Origin of the sequence: Rhodanobacter sp. L36, from assembly GCF_009765755.1 — a bacterium.
Lineage (GTDB): Bacteria > Pseudomonadota > Gammaproteobacteria > Xanthomonadales > Rhodanobacteraceae > Rhodanobacter.
This window is the reverse complement of record NZ_LMUV01000011.1, coordinates 597,566-620,122: the sequence shown is the minus strand read 5'-3', so window position 1 is coordinate 620,122 and position 22,557 is coordinate 597,566. Positions and strand designations below refer to the sequence as shown.

At 62.6% G+C, this 22,557-nt stretch carries 15 protein-coding genes; 6 read left to right on the top strand and 9 right to left on the bottom strand.

The features are described from left to right. Positions 1-75 precede the first annotated feature (75 nt). Positions 76-3,123 (top strand): ligand-binding sensor domain-containing diguanylate cyclase, encoded by a 3,048-nt coding sequence (locus tag GSQ73_RS12525; RefSeq protein WP_158884466.1) that lies wholly within the window; start codon positions 76-78, stop codon positions 3,121-3,123. Positions 3,124-3,132: 9 nt separating this feature from the next. On the opposite strand, the gene GSQ73_RS12520 is transcribed toward GSQ73_RS12525, so the two are convergent. The 6 genes from GSQ73_RS12520 to ald all read right to left on the bottom strand — a co-directional run bounded on the left by GSQ73_RS12520 (position 3,133) and on the right by ald (position 12,241). Continuing rightward, positions 3,133-4,545: a DUF3999 family protein gene (locus GSQ73_RS12520; protein ID WP_158884464.1), complete on the bottom strand. Its 1,413-nt coding sequence runs from the start codon at positions 4,543-4,545 to the stop codon at positions 3,133-3,135. Next, positions 4,535-7,273: a DUF2339 domain-containing protein gene (locus GSQ73_RS12515; RefSeq protein ID WP_158884462.1), complete on the bottom strand. Its 2,739-nt coding sequence runs from the start codon at positions 7,271-7,273 to the stop codon at positions 4,535-4,537. The genes GSQ73_RS12520 and GSQ73_RS12515 overlap by 11 nt, the downstream gene beginning before the upstream one ends. A gap of 107 nt (positions 7,274-7,380) precedes the next feature. Beyond that, the gene (locus tag GSQ73_RS12510; RefSeq protein WP_158884460.1) at positions 7,381-8,073 is read right to left on the bottom strand and encodes a YoaK family protein; all 693 of its coding nucleotides are present in this window, start codon (positions 8,071-8,073) and stop codon (positions 7,381-7,383) included. A gap of 7 nt (positions 8,074-8,080) precedes the next feature. Beyond that, positions 8,081-8,737, bottom strand: coding sequence for an outer membrane lipoprotein chaperone LolA (gene lolA / locus GSQ73_RS12505; protein ID WP_158884458.1), 657 nt, complete (start codon positions 8,735-8,737; stop codon positions 8,081-8,083). 79 nt (positions 8,738-8,816) lie between these two features. After that, positions 8,817-11,090 carry a DNA translocase FtsK gene (locus GSQ73_RS12500; RefSeq protein WP_254063453.1) on the bottom strand — a complete coding sequence of 758 codons (2,274 nt, stop codon included), beginning with the start codon at positions 11,088-11,090 and terminating at the stop codon, positions 8,817-8,819. 86 nt (positions 11,091-11,176) lie between these two features. After that, positions 11,177-12,241, bottom strand: coding sequence for an alanine dehydrogenase (gene ald / locus GSQ73_RS12495; protein ID WP_158884454.1), 1,065 nt, complete (start codon positions 12,239-12,241; stop codon positions 11,177-11,179). A 223-nt stretch (positions 12,242-12,464) separates the two neighbouring features. Between ald and trxB the strand changes: the two genes are divergently transcribed. The 3 genes from trxB to aat all read left to right on the top strand — a co-directional run bounded on the left by trxB (position 12,465) and on the right by aat (position 15,442). Then, entirely contained in the window at positions 12,465-13,418 is a 954-nt protein-coding gene (gene trxB / locus GSQ73_RS12490) for a thioredoxin-disulfide reductase (RefSeq protein ID WP_158884452.1), read from the top strand. A gap of 162 nt (positions 13,419-13,580) precedes the next feature. Next, positions 13,581-14,720 carry a GNAT family N-acetyltransferase gene (locus tag GSQ73_RS12485; protein WP_158884450.1) on the top strand — a complete coding sequence of 380 codons (1,140 nt, stop codon included), beginning with the start codon at positions 13,581-13,583 and terminating at the stop codon, positions 14,718-14,720. Then, on the top strand, positions 14,717-15,442 hold the full coding sequence (gene aat / locus GSQ73_RS12480) for a leucyl/phenylalanyl-tRNA--protein transferase (RefSeq protein WP_158884448.1): 726 nt from the start codon (positions 14,717-14,719) through the stop codon (positions 15,440-15,442). The genes GSQ73_RS12485 and aat overlap by 4 nt, the downstream gene beginning before the upstream one ends. Here aat and ispG read toward each other — a convergent pair. Both ispG and GSQ73_RS12470 read right to left on the bottom strand, forming a co-directional pair. Next, on the bottom strand, positions 15,439-16,698 hold the full coding sequence (gene ispG, locus GSQ73_RS12475) for a flavodoxin-dependent (E)-4-hydroxy-3-methylbut-2-enyl-diphosphate synthase (RefSeq protein WP_158884446.1): 1,260 nt from the start codon (positions 16,696-16,698) through the stop codon (positions 15,439-15,441). The two genes, aat and ispG, sit on opposite strands and share 4 nt — an antisense overlap. Positions 16,699-16,775: 77 nt before the next feature. Beyond that, positions 16,776-18,725 carry an acetyl-CoA hydrolase/transferase C-terminal domain-containing protein gene (locus GSQ73_RS12470; protein WP_158884444.1) on the bottom strand — a complete coding sequence of 650 codons (1,950 nt, stop codon included), beginning with the start codon at positions 18,723-18,725 and terminating at the stop codon, positions 16,776-16,778. A 54-nt stretch (positions 18,726-18,779) separates the two neighbouring features. On the opposite strand from GSQ73_RS12470, the gene GSQ73_RS12465 reads away from it, so the two are divergent. Both GSQ73_RS12465 and xseA read left to right on the top strand, forming a co-directional pair. Further along, positions 18,780-20,237 carry a phospholipase D-like domain-containing protein gene (locus GSQ73_RS12465; protein WP_158886454.1) on the top strand — a complete coding sequence of 486 codons (1,458 nt, stop codon included), beginning with the start codon at positions 18,780-18,782 and terminating at the stop codon, positions 20,235-20,237. A gap of 78 nt (positions 20,238-20,315) precedes the next feature. After that, positions 20,316-21,680: an exodeoxyribonuclease VII large subunit gene (gene xseA, locus GSQ73_RS12460; protein WP_158884442.1), complete on the top strand. Its 1,365-nt coding sequence runs from the start codon at positions 20,316-20,318 to the stop codon at positions 21,678-21,680. A gap of 74 nt (positions 21,681-21,754) precedes the next feature. Here the strand turns inward: xseA and GSQ73_RS12455 are convergent, their stop codons facing one another. Beyond that, positions 21,755-22,519, bottom strand: coding sequence for a slipin family protein (locus GSQ73_RS12455; RefSeq protein ID WP_158884440.1), 765 nt, complete (start codon positions 22,517-22,519; stop codon positions 21,755-21,757). Between the last annotated feature and the right edge of the window lie 38 nt (positions 22,520-22,557).

The following is a 22,557-nucleotide window of genomic DNA, read 5'->3' as shown; positions in this document are numbered from 1 at the left end:
GAGCAAGCACGTGAATACAGAATCGGCGATCCGTTTTGATGGTCCGGCCGATCTTTTCTGCGCGCTGCGTTTCGCATGAATCACCGAAGTCGTCTACCCGACTGGCGCGCCTGGCTGGCCTCGTTCGCGTTGAGTTTATTGTGCGTGCTCCATGTGCGCGCCGCTGCTGCGCCAGCAGGTGATCCATGGGCGCCGTTCGACTCCCCATGGTTCGACACCATCGGCGTCTCCGAAGGCCTGCCGCATTCCATCGCCACCGCAGTCACGCAGGATCGCCGCGGGCTGATCTGGATCGGCACCATGGGCGGCCTGGTCCGATACGACGGATACCGCATGCAGGTGTTCGAAACGGGCGGCCCCGGCGTGCCCGGGCCACCCGATGCGTATGTGCGCAATCTGCTTGCGCTGCCCGACGGAAGTTTGCTGGTCGGCACAAACGCCGGCGGACTCGTCCGATTCGATCCCCAGAACAACGCCTTCAAACCCTACCCGGTCGGCATCGGCGGAACAGTCGATCGCAAGATCTATTGCCTCGCCGACGACCACGCCGGCGGCGTATGGATCGCCACGGATTCAGGCCTGGATCATCTGGATCTGCATTCCGAAAAAATTGAACTGGTTGACACGGGCCCTGGTACTTCGCCGCGCAATTTCAGTGTGATGCAGGATCGTGCAGGCAACCTCTGGCTTGGCAACAACGCTGGCTTGTTTCTGCGCAAACCCGGCTCGAAGATTTTTGTGCCGGTGACCTCGACGGACGACGAATCGATCGCCGTGCTGCACAACCAGATCTGGGCGCTGTACGAAGATCGTGAACATCGCGTGTGGGCCGGCAGCGGTCAGGCTGGTGCGACCTATCGTGATACCGGCGGCCAGTGGCACGCCGTGCCCGGTTACAGCGGCAATCCCGGCGGCACGCAACAGGCGACGACGCGCGATTTTCTCGAGGCCTCCGAAAACCGCATGTGGATCGCCACCGACGGCGGCGGCATCATCGAAGTTACACCGGGCAGCGATCACACGCGGACGATCGAACACGACCCCGCGAAGGCGTCGTCGCTTCCCGGCAATTCGGTACGCTCGCTGTTGCAGGATCGTGCCGGCAATATCTGGGCGGCGACGGACCTGGGCATTGCACGCAGCGACCCGAACGCACGCACCGCATTCGCAATTCTCCCTTCACCGCTGGAAGATCACGCGCTCTCGGACACGAACGTGCATGGCATCTTCGTGGATTCGCGCCAGCGCATCTGGCTCGGCCTCGGTGCCGGTCACATCGACATGATCGACTTGGCTTCCGGCACCATGCGCCACCTGCGCCTGGGCCATACGCAGTCACATCGTGATGTGCAGGCTTTCGCCGAGGGCGATGACCATGCGATCTGGGTCGGCACGCAGGGCCTGGCGCGTGTCGATCCGGACACGCTGGCCATACAAGATTCCATCGTGCCGGGTCTGGACGATCAGCCGGTGCTGAGCCTGCAGCCCAATGGCGCGAACATGCTCGTGGGCACATACAACGGCATCTATCGCTACGACACGCGCAGCCACGCGCTGTCTCATTTCAGCAACATACCAGCCGATCCAACCAGCCTTTCCAGCAACACCGTGCGGCAAATCGCGCGAATCCGGAACGCGTGGTGGATCGGCACGATTCATGGCATCAGCATCACCGACGACATCGGCAAGGACAACGGCTTCAACAATCTTCGTCATCGCGCGGACGATCCGACCAGCCTGCCGCAGGATTACGTCGGCTCGATCGCCAGCGACCCGCAAGGCCGCGTGTGGGTCAGCACTTACGGTGGCCTCGGTGTCATCGAGCAGCCTGTAGCCGGTCATCCGTATCGCTTTGAAACGGTGGGTCTCGCGGAAGGGCTGGCCAGCGCCAAGGTCAACGCAGTGCTTGCCGACGATCGCGGGCAAGTGTGGGCAAGCTTGTCCAACGACATCGCCAAAGTGGACGCCAGCTCACACGTAGTGCAGAACCTAGGCACGCGCGACGGCTTGCATATCCTTAGCTATATCCACACTGCCGCGGCGCGAGCACCCGGCGGCGAGTTGATGTTCGGAGGCCTCGGCGGGTTGACGGTCATTCGTCCGCACTGGCAACCGCCAAAACTTGACGAAGCGCCGCTGGCGATCACGCAGGCCGTGCTCAATGGCACGCCGATGGCGTTCGGCAAACTGCCCGGCAACGGCGAAGTGTTCACGCTCGACTCGCGCAGCCGGAATCTGCGCGTGGACTTCTCGTTGCTCGACTATAAATCACCGATGGAAACGTCCTACAGCTATCGCATGGACGGCCTCGACGAAAGCTGGACGGATGTTTCCAAAGGCAGCCTGCCCAGCGCGATCTATACCAACCTGCCCCACGGCAATTATCGACTGCAACTGCGCGCAATCACGCGCGGCATGAACGCGCACACGGTGGAAACGAGCCTGACCGTGAGGGTCAACCCGCGCTGGTACGAAACGATCGCCGCGCGCCTGGTGGCGATTTTGTTGTTGCTGGTGATCATGGCTGTGCTGGTGCATTTGCGCACGCTGTACTTGCGCCGCCAGGCCAAGCGAATGCAACTCACCATCGATGACCAGACCCGCGATCTGCGCACGGCGAATCAGCGCCTGGATGAACTGGCTGGCACCGATGGCCTCACGGGTGCTTACAACCGTCGTCGATTCCTCGAACTGGCCAGCGGCGAACGTGAAATGGCAGGCGATGGCCCGATCTGCATCGCGTTGTTCGATCTGGATCGCTTCAAGCAGATCAACGACACGCATGGGCACCTTGCGGGCGACACCGTGATCCGCGCCGCGATCGAGGTGATCAAGCGGCATTGCCGGCAGGGCGATCTCGTGGGTCGCTACGGTGGCGAAGAGTTTGTTCTCTGCCTGCCACGCACGCGGCTGGTCAACGCAATGGAAACCGTGGAGCGCATTCGCGATGCTCTGGTTGTCGCAGTGGTCATGCACGAGGGTCGACGGATTAACGTGACCGTCAGCATCGGCGTGGCCTTGCTGCGGGCCGACGAATCCGTCGAGCAATGGCTTTCGCGCGCAGACAAGGCGCTCTACGAAGCCAAGCGCAACGGCCGCAACCGCTGTGTTGCGGCGAGCTGAGCCAGCAATTCAACCGGCTGCGTTGTCGTCGTCGCGCTTCGATTGCCGAAGCAGGCTGAGTGCCATGCCGGCCACCAGCAGTGCTCCGCCGACCAGCACAATCCACAACAACGGCTTCGTCCAGTCGTAAGGCACTTTGGGTGCGAGCAGGGCTGCTGCGCCGCCAGCATCGCTTCGTTCGCCCAGCATCGCTTGCGGCGGTTGCCAATCACCGCCGGCATCCGCGGGACGCATCTTTTCCAGTGCAGCATCGACTGGATAATCGCCACGTCGCGCGGCGTAGCTGCCCACCAGCAAACTGTAAGGACCCGCGCCTTCGGCCAGAAATACCAACGTGTCCGGATGCCAGCCCACAGCGAGCGCAGGCGCCTGTGCCAGTGGTGTATCGGTATGCAAGCGCAGATGCTGCACGCGAATGGCATCGAAAGTATCAACCCTGGCGTCGTTCGCAGAGTGACCGGCCTGCACGGCGGTTATCGTGGCCAGCGACGCATCCGCTGCGCCTTCTGCATCGTGCGTCGTGAGTACGAAACGCGCGACGGTGTTGGCACCAGCGAGTATCACGCGTGCTGCTTCCACAGGCAGTGTCGCTGGCAGTTGATAGTCGTAATCCGTACCGCCGGAAGCCGACTTGCTGGTAGCTTGCGCCTTCAATGTTTGCCATTGGCGAGAGGCTGCACCATCCGCAGCGGCATCGATGAAACTGCCGGCGAGGTTCACCAAAGGTGTTTGCGTGCTATCCCACGGTGCGTTGCCGTCGATGAGGCGCAAGCGGTAATAGCGCGCGGGCTCACCACTGATGCTTATTTTGTTCTGTTCTACCGCATCGTCGCCGCGCTTGATGCTGACGATCTCGGTGTCGTCGCTGCGGTTTTCCCACTGCTGCAGGTCGTTACTCGAATCCACGGCGAGATGGATGCGCAGGTCTTGCGTCAGCGCCGATGCATCGAATTCGATGCTTTCGAGACTCACCTCGCGCTTGGCGTCGACCAGCCACTGCGTGGGTTTTTCGGCGACGTTGCCTCGCGACTGATCGATCACGATGTCGCCATTCGCGTTGCGTTGCACGCGAACGTCATCGGGGTGTGCGGCATCCGCCGGCAGCGGCAGCAGGTGGGCTTTCAAAGCATAGGGATGCGCCATCGGCGCTGTGACAGGCAATGATGCGAACGGCACTTCGCGTCCCTGTGCATTGACCACCACCAGATCGTGCAGATCCGCATCGCGCCGACTTACGGCATATACCGCGGGCGTCAGTTCCACGCGCCATGCTTCGCTGTTGCCTTTGGTTTGCAATGCGAAACGATAGGCGTAATCGCTGGGCGTCACTGCTGCGGCACAAACCGGCAGTAGCAAGGCGAGTGCGATCAACACGCGGCGATTCAGCGGCCGCAAGTTCCACGAAGAATGATCAGGACGCATCAGCGGTTTCCGGAAGGGTTGGATGAGAATGTTTCGGCGGTGCCGGCGCGAGATATCCGATGAGCGTGCACAGCAGCCCGTAGGCGATGAACGAGGCGATGCCGAACAGATTGCCCAGATGGTCACGATCGACCAGCAGCAGTTTCGCCAGTACGACCGCCATGGTGACGGCACCCGCCAGCCACACGAGTCGCTGGCTGCGACGCGATCCCCAAACCCATGCCAGCAAACCGACCACGCTCCACACCACAGTGAGCGACATCTGCGCCAGGCTCGAATCGTTCAGCGCGTCATTCCATGGCACGCCGCCCCATTGATGCACCGTCCGCAACGTGGTGCTGGTCACGAAGGCCATGCCCAGCAAACCCAGCACGATGGGTCGCTGGCGGCGTATCCATGCCGGCGTGGATGCATCGATCAGCCAACGCGCCAAGCACATCAAAATCACCAGCAACAACAACTCGACCGGATTGAGCAACGGCAGGTAATGCAACGGCGTGGTGTCTCCGGCGAAAAACAACGCTGCCAGCCATGAAACGCCAAGCACGCCAAGCAGCGAATACAACAAAGACGGTCGTAGCTGCGATAGAAGTTCCCGCAATGGCGGTGCGATCCAGCGTGGACGCGTCAGCGTGATCCAGGACAGCGTGCAGACAGGCACCAGCACGAGAACGATGTGCCAGTCATCCGACAGCCAGCGACTGCCGGCGAAAAAAACGCCGATCGCACTGCAGGCCACCAGCAACCATCGCCACCACCAGCCAAGCTGCGTGAGCAGTGCCGCGATAGGTCGCGTGCGGAGGCACACCAGGGTTCGCCAGCCGAGCAGCGCGCTGGCTATCACGACGACAGCGTTCCACCCCCAGAGCGGCGGCTGTTGCACAAGCCAGTTCCAGGTGAGCAGTGGCAACATCAGGAAAAAAAACACCGGCGCGGTGAACGCGACCACTGCGCCGAGTTCGCGATGCCACCCGCGATTCGTCACCTCGGCGCTCGCCCATGCAGTGAACGCAAACAACGTGAGGAAGCCTGCGATTTCGGTGCGGGCTGACAGATGACGATCGATCTCGACGGCCATCGCACCGAGCCACCAGCACAGCCCCCAAACATAAAGAAACACCGCAGCGATCCGTTGCATCAACGCGTCACTGCCGAGTCGCGCGTAGAACGTGCAACTTGCAAAGGCACCGGCCGCCAGCAGCAGAGAGCCGATGACATCGCGATCGAGCCAAGCGATGGTCAACGCGTGATCATTTCCGACAGTGCCGATGACGAGCGCGATGGCGGCGAACATCTGCAACGCGAAACCGCTCCAGCGCGACAGCCGGCGTTGCTGGCGCAACCCAAGCCAGATCAGACCTGCGCCTTCGAGCGCGAAGAGGCTGCCGGTGAGTTGTGCACTCAACGCCAACGGCACCGCGATTGTGGCGAATGCGATCGCGAGTACTGCCCAGGCATCGCGCAACAAGCCCATGCCACCCTGCTTGCGAATGCTCCACGCCACGACCACGTAAATCGCCGCGACCGCCAGCGCCGACATGGCAAGCGGACGCCCACGCCAGTGCAGCAGCGCTGCCTGCAACAGCAGGCTCACCAGCGGATTGCCGAAAAGCAGGCAGCCATCGATCACCCGCCGGCGATCCAGTGGCGCGCGCAACAAATACAACAGCGGAATGGCGAGATAGAACAGGAAATTGAGGATCAGGAACGGTTCGGTGCTCGCGAATAATTCGGGCCGGTACTTCAACACGCCCCATGCGGTGCCGATGCCAAACGTCGCAACGAAACCGAGCAGATTCAGCACCCGCCACGAACGCTTCCACGCGATGCCGAGAATCGCCACATTGAGTACGGCGTAATAGGTGAACAACGCGACATGGCTGCCCTGCCCCGTCGACACCAGGATCGGCGCGAGAAACCCCGCGAGCAACCCGAGCACCGCCAGCGCCAATGCATCCTGCAACACCGCCAGGATGCCGATACCCGCGACGAGTATTACCAGCATTGCGAACGCTGCCGTCGCCGGCAACAGGTGATACAGGCGGAATGCTGCGAATACGGTGATCAGCAGTACGCCGATCGCACCGCCCTGCAGCGACAACCCGAACACGCGCCGCGCATCGCGTTGCCGCCAACCGAACGCCAACGCGGCGATGGCAGCCAGTGCGACCAGCGCCACGCGCAACCCGATCGGCAACGTGAGCAGGCCGGTATCCGACGCGTACTTCAACAACGCCGCCACGCCGAAAAACAACACCAGCATGCCGATCTTCACCGGCACGTTGCCTTCCGTGAACCAGCGCTTGATCCGCACGATCGCCAACTCCGCAAAACCCGGCCCGCGCGGCGGTGCCGCAGCGGCAATCACCGGCGCTGAAACAGCCGGACGCGGCGGTGCGGACGGTGCAGTCGCTGTCGACGGTGGCATGTCGGAATCGACGACAGCCTTCACGCGCGCCGCTTCGTCGTTGGATGCGGAAGTGGATGAAATTGTCAGCGGCCCCCACGAAGCCGCGTTCGCGGCGCTGGATTCTCGCTTTGTTGTGCTTGCCGGTTTGCTCAACGAATCGAGCTGCTCCCGAAGTTTTGCGAGCTCACGCCGCAGCCTCGACTGTCTCGCCCACAGCAAGCCCAGCACCAATCCCACCGCCGCGCCAAACAGATAGCGGTCGGTCCCTCCGAAAATGGAAAACAGCGCCAGCCCCACCAGCGCCCAGACGATGTACATGTGCTCTCCCTGGCTACGCTTGCCAACCACACAGTCGGTGCAAGCTCGCCAATGAGTTTGGCATGGACCGTTCGCTTCGCAAAATCATGCACGGCACGCTGCGCGAGTCAGGTCGTGCCGATGCCCGTATCAGTCTTTCGTTGGTACTGGCAATAAAGGCCATAGCCCGCGCCGCACAGTCCGGTCAGCGCTGCCGGTATCAGCAAGCTGCGTTCCTGCAGCAATCGGAACAGCCATGCACCGGTGACACTGCCAAGCAAAAATGTGCCGATCACCAGCACGCAGACGCGGATACGCAGCGTATCCACCTGCAGGCCGCGCAGGCGCTGGCCGATATAGATACCCAGGTCGGTGAACATGCCCGAGACGTGCGTGGTTCGAAAGACCATGCCGCTATAGGTGCTGGCCATGCCGTTTTGCAAACCCGCCGCCATCGAAGCGAGATACAAACCCGTCGAATTTCCCGCATCGAGCAGCGGCACTGCGCCGAACAGCAACAGCGATTCGAGCACCAGCGCCGCGCCGTAGCGACGGCCGAGCTTCAACGTACGCTGCTGCACGATCAGTCCACTGAAAATCGCGCCAAGCACGAATGCGCCGATCGAAAATGCCCAATGCCAGGCCTCGTTGTGGTCGGCAGTACCCAGCGCCACGCCCAGCAGACTGGTGGAGCCGGTCAGGTTGGTGATCGACTGATGCCGAAAGCCCATGTAACCCGCGGCATTGATGAGTCCTGCAATGAACGCCAGTATGCCGCCGCCGATCCAGGCCCATACGGGTAGCTGGCGCAGGACGGGCATTGCGTGGTCAGTCTTTCAACGGCTGCGTGGTGATCACCGGTACATCGCCGATCACGTCGGCACCTTTGGGCGGCACGAAATCGAAGGTGCCTGCGGGTAGCGCAACGTTGCGTTGCCACGCCGAGAAACGGATGTCGGTGATCGACCCCAGTTGATCGCGAAACGTCATGCGGGCCAGGCCGTTCGCGTCGAATCCGAGATCGGCGTGATCGAACTGCGGATCCTTGTCGGTGGACGTCAGGCGCAACCACACGAGTCCGTCGCGTTCGCCCTGCTCGCTCACCTTGAAGTTCCGATCGAGCTGTTTGACGTCGGTCAGCACGGTCAGCGGGCTGTGCGTTTCCTCGGTGCTTTGCACGCGCACCGTGACTTGCTCGAGCTCGGGATCGTAGGTCCACACGCGGCTGCCGTCGGCCACGATGGTCTGCTTGTACGGAGTCGCGGTATCCCATCGAAATTGCCGAGGTGCTTCCAGCGCGAGCGTGCCGGAACTGGTCTGGCTGGTGTGACCGTTAACGTCGGCGAGCGACTGGCTGAAGTGCCCGGTCAGCGAGTGCAGGTTCGTCGCAAAAGCATCGAGCTTTGCGCGCGCGGGACCGGCAGCCATGGCATTCAGCGAACACGACAGCATCAGGCTGGCGAGAACAAACAAGAAACGTTTCATCGGATTCCCCGAGACATGGCGATGCAGTGAAGTGTGGGTCGTGCAGGCTTAACGGTGCGCTCCTACAAATACGACAGGCTCAGTTCCTTGGCGGCGGTGGCGCCAGCACTTCGCGATTGCCGTTGTGCTGTGGCGCGCTGACGACGCCGTCCTGCTCCATCTGTTCGACCAGTCGCGCGGCGCGGTTGTAGCCGATGCGCAAATGGCGCTGCACGCCGGAGATCGACGCGCGACGCGTTTGCGTGACGATGGCGACCGCCTTGTCGTACAGCTGCGTATCGGCATCGCCGCCGCCGTCCTCGCCATCCTGCGGCAGGCCGGAGTCGTTGATGTATTTGCCGTCGCTGGTGGGCTGTGCTTCTTCCAGCACACCTGCAATGTATTGCGGTGCGCCCTGCGATTTCAGCCACGCGACAACGTGATGCACTTCGTGATCGTCGACGAATGCGCCGTGCACGCGCTCGGGCGTGGCGGTGCCCGGCGGCAGGTACAACATGTCGCCGTGACCGAGCAATGCCTCCGCGCCGGACTGGTCGAGGATCGTGCGCGAGTCGATCTTGCTCGACACCTGGAACGCGATGCGCGTTGGAATGTTGGCCTTGATCAAACCGGTGATCACGTCCACCGACGGCCGCTGTGTGGCCAGGATCAGATGCACGCCGGCCGCACGCGCCTTTTGCGCAAGTCGTGCGATCAACTCCTCCACTTTCTTGCCGACGATCATCATCATGTCGGCGAACTCGTCGATGATGATGACGATATACGGCAGCGGTTCCAGCGGTTCGGCGGCGAGATTCGGCATGTCCGGATTCGGACGGAACAGCGGATCGAGCAGCGGTTGCCCGGCGTTTTCCGCATCCTTCACTTTCTTGTTGAAACCGCCGAGGTTGCGCACGCCGACGGCCGCCATCAGTTTGTAGCGGCGCTCCATTTCGGCGACGCACCAGCGCAACGCGTTCGCCGCTTCCTTCATGTCGGTGACGACCGGCGCCAGCAGATGCGGGATGCCCTCGTACACCGAGAGTTCCAGCATCTTCGGGTCGATCATGATCATGCGCACGTCTTTCGCGCTGGCCTTGTACAACAGGCTCAGCACCATCGCGTTTACCGCGACGGATTTGCCCGAACCGGTCGTGCCGGCGACGAGCAGATGCGGCATCTTGGCCAGGTCGACCACCACCGGCTTGCCGCCGATGTCCTTGCCCAGCGCCAGCGCCAATGGCGACTTCAGCTGGTCGTACTTGTCCGAGCGCAGGATCTCGGAGAGATAGACGATCTGCTTGTGCGTGTTGGGGATTTCCAGGCCGATCACATTTTTGCCGGGGATTACATCCACCACGCGCACGCTGACCACCGACAGGCCGCGCGCGATGTCCTTGTCCAGGCTGGACACCTGCGAACCACGCACGCCCGCTGCCGGCTCCATCTCGAAACGCGTGATGACCGGGCCCGGATACGCGCCGACCACCTTGGCGTCGATCTTGAAATCCTTGAGCTTGAATTCAACTTGGCGCGAGAGGACTTCGAGCGTCTCCTCCGAATAACCCGGCCCTTGCGGCGGCGCTTCGTCCAGCAGCGACAACGGCGGCAATTCGCCTGGCGTGGACGCGCCGACGAACAACGGGATCTGTGTCTCGAGCTTCGCGCGTTCGCTCTTCTGCACCGGCGCTGGCGCCGGCTCGATGCGAACCGGTTCGCGCTTCGCCTGTTTCACGGCGTCGGCTTTCTTGACCACTTCGCGCTCGGTACGCGCCTGCCGCGCTGCCATCGCCTGCGGCGCTTCGCGCATCTTGCCGCGCGCCCAGGCAATCAATCGAAGCAGCGTCTGCCCGGTCCAGTCCGCCACCTTGAACCACGACAGGCCGGTAGCCAGCGTCACCGCAATGAGGAAAAGAGCCAGCAACAACAACGGCGCGCCTTCATCGCCGAATGCATGCCGCAACGCCTCGCCGACCCACACGCCAATGATGCCGCCGACGCCTTGCGGCAGCACCGGTTGATATTGGAAGTTGAGATACAGCAGTGCCGGGCCGGTGATGAAGAAAAACACGAAACCGATCAGGCGCAGCGATGGTTCCCACGCGTGTGCCACGCGTTCACCGCGTTGACGCAGCACCTGCACGCCGAGCAGCAAAAGCAGCAGCGGAAAACAGTAGGCGACGAGTCCGAAAATCCAGCGCAGCAGGTCGGCGATATGCGCGCCGACCGTGCCGCCGAAGTTCTGCGCCAGGTTGATCTGGCTGGCGTTCGTCCAGCTCGGATCATGAGCGTTGTAGCTGAGCAGGCAAACCAGCAGGTACAGGCCCAGTGGCAACAGCAGCAATGCGCCGGCTTCACGCAGCCGGCGCTTCAGCTCTTCGCTGAGCCCTTCCTTCGGTTTCTGCCTGACGTTCGTGCTGCGCGCCACCTTGGAAACCTGCCTGTTTTTTTCTGGACGGATCAGAGCATACCCTGCAATGCCGGATGCACCAGTTTGCCGCCATCGATGTTGACACCAACGCGCAGCGGCTCGAATTCACGCCATTCGTTGCCGCCCGCAAGACGCTGCACGTAAGGCAGGATTGCGGCGGAAATCGCCACAGACGATGTCTGTGGCACCGCGCCCGGCATGTTGGTGACGCAGAAATGCGTCACGCCGTGCACGTCGTACGTCGGCTCCTTCCAAGTGGTCGGTTTCGATGTTTCGAAGCAGCCACCCTGGTCGATCGAGATATCCACCATCACGCTGCCTGGCTCCATCGTCTTCACCATCGCCTCGGTGACCACGCGCGGCGCCTTGGCGCTCGGAATCAACACGGCGCCGACCACTATGTCGGCATCGCGCACTTCTTCGGCGACGGACGATTCATACGCATACAGCGCAGTGACGTTCGGGCCCATCGCCATCATCTCGGCGAGACGATCCTGGCGCTTGTCGAACACCACCACGTTGGCACCGGCAGCGGCGGCGAGCGCAGCAGCATTGCCACCGGCAGCGCCGGCGCCCAGCACCACCACTTTGCCGCGCGGCGTGGAAGCCATGCCGCCCAGCAGTTTGCCCTTGCCGCCCTGCGGACGATGCAGCAGCGTGGTTCCGATCTGCGTGGCAATGCGCCCTGCGATCACCGACATCGGCAGCAACAGCGGCAAGCCACCATTTTCTTCCACCGACTCAAACGCCACGCCGGTCAGGCCGATGTCCAGCAGGCTCTTTGTCAGCGCCGGCTCGGCAGCCAGATGCAGATAACAGAACAACAGGTGATGCTTCTTCAACAGCGCGAGGTCGCCCGCGACCGGCTCCTTCACCTTGACGATCAATTCGCCCGCTTCGTACAGCGCAGCCGCGTCGGGCACGATCTGGATGCCCTGCTTCACGTAAGCGTCGTCGCTGAAACCGCTTTTGAGGCCAGCGCCGGCCTGGATGAATACTTCGTGGCCGCGACGCACCAGGTCGGCAGCGGCTGCGGGAACGAGGGCAACACGACCTTCGAGGGTCTTGGTTTCGGAGGGGATACCGATACGCATGGAGAAAGAATCCTGTGGGAGCACGTGGTGAATCCATCGCGCAACAGCCGCAATGGTGTCGTTGAATTGGCCGCCTACCTTGAATCAGCCGGGTGGATTCCCCATCCTTGCGGGATCATGCAGCCCGCCGGCACCGATTGACTCCCTGCGTGGAGAAACCGTAGCGGCAGCTGCATCGAATAGAGTTTCAGGCCATCGGTAAACCCAAGGATTATAACAACTCATGAGCACCCCCAAACACAGCCGCCTGCTGATCCTCGGCTCGGGTCCCGCCGGCTACACCGCAGCGGTCTACGCCGCGCGCGCCAACCTGAAGCCGACCATGATCACCGGCCTGCAGCAGGGCGGACAGCTCATGACCACCACCGAAGTGGACAATTGGCCCGGCGATGTCGAGGGATTGCAGGGGCCGGCGCTGATGCAACGCATGGCCGAGCATGCCGAGCGCTTCCACACGGAAATGATTTTCGACCACATCCATTCGGTGGACCTGAAGCAGCGCCCTTTCCGGATGAAAGGCGATTCGGGCGAATACACGGCCGACGCGCTGATCATCGCCACCGGCGCCACCGCCAAGTACCTGGGCATTGCAAGCGAAGAGAAATACAAGGGCAAAGGTGTGTCCGCCTGCGCAACCTGCGACGGCTTCTTCTTCCGTGATCAGGATGTGGTGGTCATTGGCGGCGGCAACACCGCGGTCGAGGAAGCGCTGTACCTGTCCAACATTGCACGCAAGGTTTACCTCGTGCACCGCCGCGACAAGTTGCGCGCGGAAAAAATCATGCAGGACCAGTTGTTCGAGAAAGAAGCCCACGGCAAGATCGAACTGGTGTGGAACCACAGCATCGACGAAGTACTCGGCGACGACACCGGCGTTACCGGCGTGCGCGTGAAAGACGTCAACTCCGGCGTCACGCGCGACATCGAAGCCACCGGCTTTTTTGTCGCCATCGGCCACACGCCCAACACCGGCATCTTCGAAGACCAGCTCGACATGCACGACGGCTACATTCAGATTCGCAGCGGCCTTGCCGGCATGGCGACGATGACCTCGGTGCCTGGCGTGTTCGCCGCTGGTGATGTGGCCGATCACGTGTATCGACAGGCAGTCACCTCTGCCGGTTTCGGTTGCATGGCCGCGCTCGACGCCGAACGCTGGCTTGATCAGCAGGGCTGATCAAGCTGAAGTCTCTGCTGCCAATCGTCATTCCGGCGCAGGCCGGAATCCAGCTGGCAAGGATCGACTCTGTCCTGATGCGATTGACGTTCGAACCGAAACCGACAATCGGACACAATCGCCACTGGATTCCGGCCTGCGCCGGAATGACGGCTCTGTAATGTGATCACCGCTCGCTTCCACACCACGATCGATCAGATTCCGGCGCACGCCTGGGACGCGCTGCGCGTCGACGCCAATCCGTTTGTGTCGCACGCATTTCTCGCCGCGCTGGAGCACCGCGGTTGCGTCCGGCCCGACTGGGGCTGGCAGGCGCATCATCTGGGCTTGTACGAAAACGAAGAGCTGATCGCTGCGGCGCCGTTGTATCTGAAGGGCAACTCGCACGGCGAATTCGTATTCGACTGGAGTTGGGCCAGCGCCTGGGAACGCGCTGGCGGCGAGTACTACCCGAAGCTGCTCAACGCCGTGCCCTACTCGCCCGTGCCCGGGCCCAGGCTGCTCGCCGGCAACGGCATGCAGGCCCCGATGCTTCAGCGCGCACTCGTCGAAGCGATGCGCGAGGAAGCCGAACGCATGGGCCTGTCTTCCGTGCACGCCAATTTCCTGCAGCCCACCGAGCTCGAAGCGTTCGACGAGGATTGGCTCGCTCGTTCGGACATCCAGTTCCACTGGCACAACCACGGCTACAAACACTTTCCGCAGTTCCTCGCCGCGCTGAACCACAAGAAGCGCAAGAACATCCAGCGCGAACGCAAACAGGCACACGCGAACGGGCTGACCATCGAATGGCGCAGCGGCGACACGTTAAGCCTGGAAGAATGGCGTCGCGTGCACGCGCTCTACGAGACCACTTTCGACGCCAAGGGCAACCACGCCGCATTAACCGCTGCGTTTTTCAGCCACCTCGGCGAACTGGGCCAGACCACGCAAATCGCCATGGCGCGCGACGAAAAAAACATTGTCGCGATGGCGCTTTTCGTGCGCAGCGACAATGTGCTGTATGGCCGTTACTGGGGCGCCGTCGTCGACGTACCGGGACTGCATTTCGAACTCTGCTACTACCAGGGCATCGAACACGCCATCGCCCACCAGCTCGAACGCTTTGAACCCGGCGCGCAAGGCGAACACAAGATGGCGCGAGGTTTTCTTCCGGCGCGTACGCATTCGCGGCACTATCTGGTCCATCCGGATTTTCGAAAAGCCGTGGCGTCTGCTCTCGTGCGTGAGTCGGAATCGATGGACGTCTATATGAGTGAACTGCAGGAACGCAGCCCGTACGCAAACATCAGCGAACCATGATCGAGTTGCCGCAACTTGATGCGGCGATGCCTGATCGATTTCCCGATCCACGTTTTGCCTTGAAAGAACCGAATGGTCTGCTCGCGTTCGGTGGAGATCTGACCACGCAGCGACTGATCGCCGCGTATTCGCGTGGCATCTTTCCATGGTTCGGTGAAGGCGAGCCGATTCTCTGGTGGTCGCCCGATCCGCGTTGCGTGTTTCGAACCGATGCGTTGAGGATCAATCGCAGCTTGCGCCGGCAGCTCGCGGGCAAGTCGTGGCGCGTGACGGTCGATCGCGCATTCGAGAAAGTCATTCGCGCCTGCGCTTCGCCGCGCGCCAACGAATCGTGCACGTGGATCGTGGCGACGATGATCGACGCGTATATCACTCTGCATCGCGAAGGCTACGCACACAGCGTGGAAGTGTGGGACGACGAAGAACTCGCCGGCGGCGTTTATGGCGTCGCCATCGGCCGATTGTTCTGCGGCGAATCGATGTTCAGCGCGCAGAACGGCGGTTCGAAACTCGCGCTGGTCAGCCTTGCGCATCTGCTGCGCGAACTGGGTTTCCCGTCGATCGATGCGCAAGTCGCCAATGCGCATACGCTCGGCCTTGGCGCGCTCGAAATCCCGCGCAGCGAATTCATGCAGGAAATTTCCGCTCTCGTGAACCTTCCTGGCGTCGTGGGCAGCTGGTCCGACATCGGCGCGCGCGTTTTAATCGAGCCGAAAAACTAATTCGTGCGCGCCACGTATTTGCGCGCCACGTAATCATCGAGGATGCCGACGAATTCGCGCGCGATGTTGTCGCCGCGCAAAGTCATCGCTTTCTCGCCGTCGATGAACACCGGCGCCGCCGGCGCTTCGCCGTTGCCCGGCAACGAAATGCCGATGTTGGCGTGCTTGGATTCGCCCGGACCGTTGACGATGCAGCCCATCACGGCAAGCGTGAGGTTTTCCACGCCGTCGTATTTGATGCGCCAAACCGGCATCTGCTCACGCACGTGTTCCTGCACGGTTTTCGCCAGTTCCTGGAAAAACTCGCTGGTGGTGCGGCCGCATCCCGGGCATGCCGTCACCAGCGGTGTGAACGACCGCAGACCCATCGTCTGCAACAGCTCTTGCGCCACGATCACTTCGCCGGTACGCGATGCGCCCGGCTCGGGCGTGAGCGAAATACGGATGGTGTCGCCAATGCCTTCCTGCAGCAGCACGGCCAGCGCGGCACTCGATGCGGTGATGCCCTTCGAACCCATGCCAGCTTCGGTAAGGCCCAGGTGCAATGCGTAATCGCAACGCGCCGCAAGGTCGCGATACACCGCGATCAACTCCTGCACGCCGGATACCTTGCACGACAGGATGATGCGGTCGCGCGGCAGGCCGATCTCCTCGGCTTTCGCGGCGGAATCCAGCGCCGAACGAAGCAGCGCTTCGCGCGCGACGTGCGATGCATCCCACGGCCGGTCGCGCTGTGCGTTCTGGTCCATCAATGCGGCAACCATGCTCTGATCCAGCGAGCCCCAGTTGGCGCCGATGCGCACGGGCTTGCTGTACTGGATCGCCTTTTCGATGATCGCGCCGAACTGGCTGTCTCTCTTCTTGCCGAAGCCGACGTTGCCGGGATTGATGCGGTATTTCGCCAGCGCTTCGGCGCAGGCCGGTTCGTTCTCCAGCAACTGATGCCCGTTGTAGTGGAAGTCGCCGATGATCGGCACATCCACGCCCATCATCGCCAGCCGCTCGGCGATGCGCGGGACGGCCGCGGCCGCTGCCGGCGTGTTCACCGTGATGCGTACGAGTTCGGAACCTGCGCGTGCGAGTTCGGCAATCTGTTTCGCCGTGCTGGCCGGATCCTCGGTATCAGTGTTGGTCATCGACTGCACCACGATCGGCGCGCCGCCCCCAACGCGTACCTTGCCGATCTGCACCGCCACGCTGGGACGTCGACCCATCGGCTCGGCCGCGCTCGGAGACTGGAAGGATGTTTCGTTCATTCGGTAACCGACCACATGACATGGCCGCCAGAAGTACGGCGGCGAAGCGCCAAGAATAACCGAACGTGGATGACACCTCAGCGGCGCAACGCGGCCTGCAGCAATCGTCGCTGCACGCGATCGGTCAGAGTTGCCGGCGCATGGAGGCCCATGCGCCGCAGCGCCTCGCTCTCGTCCGCCGCTTCCGGACCTGGCGACAGCGCAGCGCGCAGCAGCCGCAGTTTGCCGCGCCAGTGGCTGCCCGAACTTTTCAGCCAGCTCAGCGCAGGCAACAGTCGTTGCTCCACCGCGTTGAAATCGCTGCCGAATGGAAATGTCGGCAACAGCCCGCGTTGCTGCAACGGCAACAGCGATTCGCGCAGGTAACGCGGGCGGTGTTTGCGCCATGCATCGGGAATCACGAAATCCGTGGCCAGTTTTCCGTGCGACTTGGCCTCTGCGCATAACGCGTCGAGGAAGCGCGCATCGCTGATCGACAACATCGCTTCGATGCACTCGCCGTCGCTCTTGCCGCGCAAATCGGCCACGCCGTATTCCGTGATATAGAGATCGCGCAGATGACGCGGAATCGTCGTCTCGCCGTAACTCCAGCGAATGTTGCTTTCGATGCCACCGTTGACCTTGCGCGTCGCGCGCAGCAGCAAGGCCGAGCGGCCATCGACCAGCTCGTGCGCCATCGTCACGAAGTTGTACTGGCCACCGACGCCGCTGACCACTTCGCCGCCTTCAAGCGTATCGGAGGTGGCCGCGCCGAGCAGTGTCGCCATCATGCAGGTGTTGAAGAATCGCGCACCACGCCGCTGCAACATGGCCAGCGCCTGATGGTCGCCGTACAACTGGTTGACGTTGGATACCGCGCACATGTCGATGGCATCGGGATCGGCTTTCTCCGTGCTGCCGAGCCAGTCATAGAGTTCGCGCGTGCCGAGGAAGAATGCACCGCGCAGGTAGTGGCCGCCCGGCGTCTCAGCGTTCAGACGGCCAGCGGCCGATGCACGCTCAAGCGCGAGGTTATCCCAGCTGCGGCGCTTGAGAATGCCGCCGCGCTGCAAGTGCATGAAGCCATCCATAACCATTTCGCTCGCGCCATACAGGCCGGTTTCAAACGGCGTCAGCCCGCCGACCCAACTGGCCAGGGCATGCGTGCTGCCATCGACGTCCAGCGCAACCAGCGCACGTCGCCAGATGGTGTTGTCCTGCTGGCGCAGCAGCAGCGCTTTCACCAGCGCATCGGACAGCGCGCCGATGCCGATTTGCAGACAGCCGCCATCTTTCACCAGTGCGCTGGCGTGCAGGCCTAGTGCGTATTCTGCGAGGTCGACCGGCAGGCGCGGCAGCGCGAATAACTGCGGTGATGTCGCGGGAATCAGTTCGAGATCGAAATAGTCCTCTGCCACTTCCGCGTCGCCGCCGATGAACGGCAGATCGGGATGCACTACAGCCACGCAAAGCGGCCGCGGCTTGCCGGCAGCTTCCATCCGCTTGAGGAAATCGAGCGTGAGGTCTGGGTTGCTCGACAGGCTGTAGCAGACGCCATCAGGCCCTTCGCGTCGCGCGACCAGTTGAACCAGCAGGTTCACGTCCTGCAGCGTCAGATCGCGCGCCACATGCGTGTAGTTCTGGCTGATGTAATTACGTTGCGCGCTACCCGAATGGAGCAACGCACCGGATTGCAGGTAGAACTCGTGCACCTCGACGTTGGACGGCAGCGCGTCGCGCGCCTGATCCACCGCGTATTGCGGATCGACCTGATCGGCGCCGAAATGGCGTTCGAGGAACGGATCGAGAAACCGCGCTTCCAGCCCGGGTTTCGGTTTCGGTCGGGTCAATGAAAGCGCCGTGTAAAGTCGCATCGAGCGCCGAGTGTCCTTCTGCGTCAGTCGATAAAGCGCATTGAGCAATCCATGCGGCTTGCCCAGACCCAGCGGCGCGGCCACGCGAAGGTCCGCACCCAGCCATTCGGCAATGTGCTGCGCGCAATCGTCGACGTCGTTGTAGTGGCGCTTGGTTGGCATCGGTAAAATCATGCCAGATGCGTGCCAACGACGATGCCTCCACGAGGCATGGCCTACACTCGCGGCATGTCGACGAAACCCTCGCTGCCCCCGACCACCAGCCGACTGCTCGCGCAACAGGCACTGAGCCGCGCGGCCGGCGCGCCGCTCATCGAAGGCAACGCCATCGAGTTGCTGATCGACGCGCAAGCCAATTACGACGCATGGCTCGCGGCCATCCGAGGCGCTCGGCATCGCGTGCTGCTGGAAAACTACATCGTGCGCGACGACGCGATCGGACAGCTGTTCCGCGATGCGCTGATCGAACGCGCGCAAGCTGGCGTGATGGTCGCGGTCGTGGCGGACTGGGCCGGCTGCCTGGGGCAGTCGCGCAACGCATTCTGGGCACCGCTGCGCGCGGCCGGCGGCGACGTTCGCATCTTCAATCCGCCGCAACTTGGTGCACCGTTCGGCTGGATCAGTCGCGATCACCGGAAACTGCTGGTGGTCGACGGCGTACACGGCTTTCTGTCCGGCGTTTGCATCAGCGAAAAATGGCTAGGTGACAGCACGCGTGACATTGCGCCCTGGCGCGACACCGGCGTGGCGTTGCGCGGCCCGGCGGTCATCGAACTGGAAACCGCTTTCGCCCAGAGCTGGAGCGGTATCGGTGCTGACCTGCCCGCGCTTACTCCCGCGCCAGCCAGCGTCGAGCCTGCCGGTTCGGTATCGCTACGGGTGATCGCGACGCAGCCATCCACCGCCGGCATGTACCGACTTGATCAGCTGATCGCGTCGATGGCGCGCGAAACGCTGTGGCTCACCGACGCATATTTCGTCGGCGTGGCTCCCTACGTACAGGCGCTGGTAGCGGCATCGCTCGATGGCGTGGACGTGCGCCTGCTGGTGCCCGGCAGCAGCGATATTCCAGCCGTCGCCGCGATGTCGCGCTCTGGCTATCGCCCGCTATTGAAAGCCGGCATTCGCGTGTTCGAGTGGAACGGCTCGATGCTGCACGCAAAAACCGCCGTCGCCGACGCCCAGTGGGCGCGCGTGGGCTCGTCGAATCTCAACATCGCCAGCTGGCTCGGCAATCGAGAGATCGATGTGGCGGTCGAGGACGCAGGATTCGCCGGCCAACTCGCCGCGCAATACGAGAAGGATTTGCAGAACGCCACCGAAATCGTGCTGGCTCCGCGCCAGCGCCGTCGCGGCGAAAGCGTGCAGAGCAGTCACGCACGGCCGCGTCGCGCGCGTGGAGGCAGCGGCAGTTCGAGTCGCGCGGCAGCGAGTGCGTTGCGCATTGCGAACAGTGTGAGTGCAGCGTTGTCCAACCATCGCGTGCTCGAAAATACCTCCAGCGTACCGCTGCTGGTCGGCACCGTCGTGCTGGCGCTGCTGGCGGTGATCGCGGTGCTTTGGCCGGCGTGGATCGGCTGGCCGTTCGCGCTGATTGCCGCGTGGTTTTCGCTTAACCTCGGCATCCGTGGCTGGCGGTTGCGCCAGCGACATCGACAGGCTGACACCGAGCCCGATGACGACTGAGCTACATGCGTCGTCGATGCTGCACGGCTTGTTTCTCAATGGTTTGCAGGAGATACATCATGTTAGCCTTCACGGCCCATGCGCAGCCCTGACTCTCTCTCCGATGGCACCGGAGCACCGCCCCGGCACATCCTCACTCCGAGCACGTTGAACCGACTGGTTCGCGGTCTGCTGGAAGATGCACTGGCGCAAGTGTGGATCGAAGGCGAGCTGTCGAACGTGGCTCGGCCGGCGTCGGGACATCTGTACTTCACTCTGAAGGACAGCGGCGCGCAGGTTCGTTGCGCGATGTTCAAACCCCGAGCGGGAACGCTGCGCTTTCGTCCGGTCGACGGCATGCAGGTACTGGTGCGCGCGCGCGTCGGCCTGTACGAACCACGCGGCGAATTCCAGCTGGTGGCCGAGTCGATGGAGCCGGCCGGCGAAGGCGCCCTGCAGCGCGAATTCGAACAACTCAAGACGCGGCTCGATGCCGAAGGCCTGTTCGCGCAGTTGCGCAAGCGCCCCTTGCCGCTGCACGTGCACCGCATCGGCGTGATCACCTCGGCCACCGGCGCGGCTGTGCGCGATGTGTTGAGCGTGCTTTCGAGACGCTGGCCGCTTGTCGAAGTCGATGTGCTGCCGGTGCCGGTGCAGGGTCGCGAGGCGCCGCCGGCGATCGTCTCCATGCTGCGCAAGGCTTCTGCAAGCGGTCGTTACGGCGTGCTGCTGCTGACCCGTGGCGGCGGTTCGCTGGAAGATCTCTGGGCCTTCAACGACGAGGCGGTCGCGCGTGCCATTCACGCCAGTGCCGTGCCGGTGATTTCGGCCGTCGGACACGAAATAGATTTCAGCATTGCGGACTTTGTCGCCGATCTGCGCGCACCCACGCCCTCAGCTGCAGCCGAGCTTCTCGTTCCCGATGCAGGAGTGGTCGACCGCCATCTGAGACAACTTCGGCAGCGACTGCTCACATGGCAGCAACGGCGTTTGCAGTCGCACGCGCAGCGCGTTGATCATCTGCTGGTCCGCCTGCAAGCGCAGCGACCGCAGGCTCGCCTGGCCCGCGATCGCGAACGACTGATCAATTTGCAGCGACGCCTTGCGACTGTGCTGCGCGAACAGCAGCAGCTTCGACAATCACGGCTAGAACGCCTGCATGCGCGACTGCTCTCCCAACACCCTCGCGCACGTCTTCCGCTGCTGGAACGACGCCTCGCCGAACAGGATCTGCGCCTGCGCCGAGTGATGCTGCACGCGCTCGAACGTCGCAAGACGCAACTTCAACACGTTGCCCGCGCGCTTCATACGGTGAGTCCGCTGGCGACGCTGGACCGTGGATACGCGATTGTTTTCGATGATGCGGGCCGCGTGGTGCGCGCCGCATCATCCGTTGTCGAAGGCGACGCCGTTACAGCGCGCCTTGCTGACGGGCAGCTGCGGTTGCGCGTCACCGACCACTAGTTCGCATTTTTCAGCTCGCCCTGCGTGTATTCATTGGGCCAATGGAGTTCGCTGGTTGCGTGCGATCGAGAACGTCAGCTGCTGCTGGCGTTATCCGCCAGGCGAACCAGCGCACCGGCGGCGCTGACGAATTCGGACGGCATCATCACGATGGTCATCGTGTTCTGCTCCGCGCCGACCTCGGTCAGCATCTGCATGCGTCGCAGTTCCATCGCCATCGGCATGTGTGCCATTTTGGCAGCGGCCTCGGTGAGTTTGAGCGCTGCGTCGTGCTCGGCTTCGGCCTTGATGATGCGTGCGCGTTTCTCGCGATGCGCTTCGGCTTCCTGCGCCATGGCGCGTTGCATGGATTGCGGAATTTCCACGTCCTTGATCTGCACGCGATCCACTTCCACGCCCCACGGCTCGGTCACCTTGTCGATGATTTCGCCGAGCATGCTGGACAGTTTTTCCTGCTCCTTCAGCAACTCGTCGAGCGAGTGCTGGCCCATCACGCTGCGCAGGCTGGTGAGTGCCGTCTGTCGTACGGCGTCCTCGAAATTCGCCACCTCGACGATGGCGCGTTCGGGATTGATGACCTTGTACCAGACCACCGCGCGCACCTTCACCGGCACGTTGTCGTTGGTCATGGTTTCCTGCGGTTCGATGTCCTGAGTCATCACGCGCACATCGACGACCTGCATGCGCTCGATCACCGGGATGATCCAGGTCAGGCCGGGACCACGCGTGCCGCTGTAACGTCCGAGCCGGAACACAAGGCCGCGCTGAAATTGCTGCAGCACACGCAGGCCTGAAAACAGCAGGATCAGAACGACGATCACGAACGGATAGATGGGCATGATGTTCAACGGCGCCGGATGGAAGTGGGGCCAGTGTA